This is a genomic window from Dyella sp., from assembly GCF_035277725.1.
Taxonomy (GTDB): Bacteria; Pseudomonadota; Gammaproteobacteria; order Xanthomonadales; family Rhodanobacteraceae; genus Dyella_B.
Genome location: NZ_DATEJY010000151.1, coordinates 1 through 2,552 on the forward strand (window position 1 = coordinate 1; position 2,552 = coordinate 2,552).

The 2,552-nt window shown below is 61.7% G+C and carries 2 protein-coding genes; both read right to left on the reverse strand.

Going from position 1 to position 2,552, the window contains the following annotated elements; translation table 11 throughout:
• On the reverse strand, positions 1 to 1,881 hold a 1,881-nt coding region (locus VJR68_RS13540; protein WP_324148431.1), incomplete at its 3' end, for a TonB-dependent siderophore receptor.
• 430 nt (positions 1,882 to 2,311) lie between these two features.
• Positions 2,312 to 2,552 (reverse strand): M13-type metalloendopeptidase (locus VJR68_RS13545; RefSeq protein ID WP_324148432.1); only part of this gene is annotated, 241 nt, incomplete at its 5' end.

Sequence of the window (2,552 nt, forward strand, 5' to 3'; positions counted from 1 at the left end):
ATGGCGCGGTGTGTTGGCGGGTACATTGCCTTGCGTGCCGTCGAGTGCCTTGACGATTCGGCCGTCCATATAGCTGTAGCCGGAGAAGAGCTGCCAATGGTCGGTGATGTGTCCGACGGCGCTCAATTCCGCGCCACGCACCCGGATGTTGCCGTCCAGTGTGTATTCGCCGGATGCGGTTTGCGTGCGTGCGTTGGTTTGTTCCAGTTTGTAGAGCGCGGCGTTGAGGCCGAGCATGTCGTCCAGCAGGTTCCACTTGCCGCCGATTTCGTAGGAACGGTTTTTGGTGGGCGCAAGGTTCTGCGTGCCGCTGGTGAGCGTGAGTTGTTCGAGCACCGGATTGAATGAGGTGCCGTATGACGCGTAGTAGGACTGTTTTTCGCTCGGCTGATAGATCACACCGCCGCGCACGCTGGTGAAATACGCGATCTGCTGCGCGTAAGCGGGTGCGGAAATCGTGTTGCTGATGTGTGCGTCGAAGCGATCACGACGCACGCCGGCGACGAGCATCCAATGGTCGTTGAACTTGATGGTGTCGTTCGCATACACGGCGGCCGTCTTGCCGACGGATTGCGCGTAGTTGCCGACGGTGGTGGTCACATTGGAAGGTGTTGCTTCCTGCACGGGATCAAGCAGGGAAAGCAGCGGCAGGCCGTTCCGCGTGTATGCCTGGTTGTTGTAGGTTTCGCGCGCCAGTTCCACGCCGGTGATGAGGGTATGTTCCCAGCTGCCGGTGGCGAACTTGGTCGTCAGGTCAGTCTGGCTGTCCAGCAGCTTGTCGTGGATGACGCGATCGTGGCTGGCAAGCTGTGCATATAACTGTGGCAGCGGCAAGTTGGTGGGGTTGCCGAGTGTCCGGTTGAGCGTGACGCCGCCGGCGGTGACGATGCTGTTGGCAGCCGTTTCGCGCGCATCGGTGCGGTAATCGCTGTATTGCAGCTGCGTGCGCAGGTTCACGCTGTCGGAGAACGCATGTTCGAGTCGCGCGTTGAAGGCGTTGACGCTCTGAATGGTGCGGTCGTCGGTAAGCCCGTACCAGTTCTTGGGATTCACATGCGCGGGGCGGCCGTTGATCGGCGGCAGGCCGTAGTCGGGCATGTCGTGGTTGCGCTGAATCAAGGCCGATAGCGTGATCTGCGTGGGCGTGCCGATGCCGAAGCGCAACGACGGCGCAATGCCGCCATCGCGATTGTTGAGCACGTTACGCGTGGCGTGCATGTCCTGGCCGTAGATGTTCAAGCGCGCGGCGGCGGTATCGGAAAGCGGCTGATTGATGTCGCCAGTCAGGCGATAGCGGTCGCTGCTGCCGACGGTGGCGCTGATCTCGCCGAAGGCTTTCAGCTCAGGCTCCTTGGTCACCTGGTTGATCACGCCGCCGGTGGAGCCGCGGCCGAACAGCATGGAGGAGGGGCCTTTCAACACTTCGACCGCATCGAGATCGAATACGTCGCGGTAGTACTGGCCAGGGTCGCGGAAGCCGTCCAGATAGATATCCGTGCGTGCGGTAAACCCGCGCAGGTTGATGTTGTTGCCGATCTGTCCACCTTCCGCCGCGCCAATGGTGATGCCGGGCACGTTGCGCAGTGCATCCTGCAGCGAGGTGGCGCCTTGCGCGTCGAGCAGGTCGCGATTCACCACCACCACGGTCTGCGGGATATCGCGCAGTGACGTAGGCACCTTGGCGCCCACGCTGGAGGTATCGGTGGTGTAGTCGTTGCCGACCACGCTGCCGGTGACGTGTACCGTGCTCATGGTTTTTTGAGGTGGTGCGTCGGTGGCGTCGCTGGAAAGGGTGGTGGTTTGCGCGGTGGCGGCAGCGGGCAGGGCCAAGGCAAGCAGCAGGGCGGTTTGCAGGGGTGACGTGCGGAGGTTAGCGGGCATGGGCAACGATGTCGGCAAGAGGGTAGAAACAGAACGGGCTTGGCTGGCTGCTTGAGCGCGGTACGGTTACGCGTCTCAATCCCGCTTGCTGCCACGGCTGGCGTTTTGTAAATGCGAATCGTTACTATTCTTGCATGCAGTTAGATGGATGTGAAGCGGGTTGCTGGCTCGTTGGCGCTCGTAGGCTGGGATGCAATCCCAGCATGTATAGGTTAGGTAATGGCGCTGCTGGGATTGCATCCCAGCCTACGTGGCTGTGGGTAGGCGAGGGGCCGCACGCTAAAGGACATGCAACCCCACCTCAGCCCTCCCCTGCCTCGCAGGGGAGGAGCAGATCACGCCAGCCTCATCGGCGAGACAATTCCCGACCAAGAAAAAAGCCCCGCATTCGCATGCGGGGCTTTGCTTTCCGATCCGTAGATCGCGCGACTTACCAGATCTTCACTTGCTTGTCGCCGTCGCGAACCATCGCGTCGCCGGTCTTGCACTGGAACGCTTCGGAGAACGCCGCCATGTTCGACGGCGCACCAATGGCGCGCAGCGAAGCGGGGGCATGCGGGTCGATGTTGAGGTACAGCTCGGCCTGCTTCTCGCGCGTGTTGTTGCGCCACACGCGTGCCCAGCTCAGGAAGAAGCGCTGGTCCTGGGTGTAGCCGTCGATCTTGTCCTGC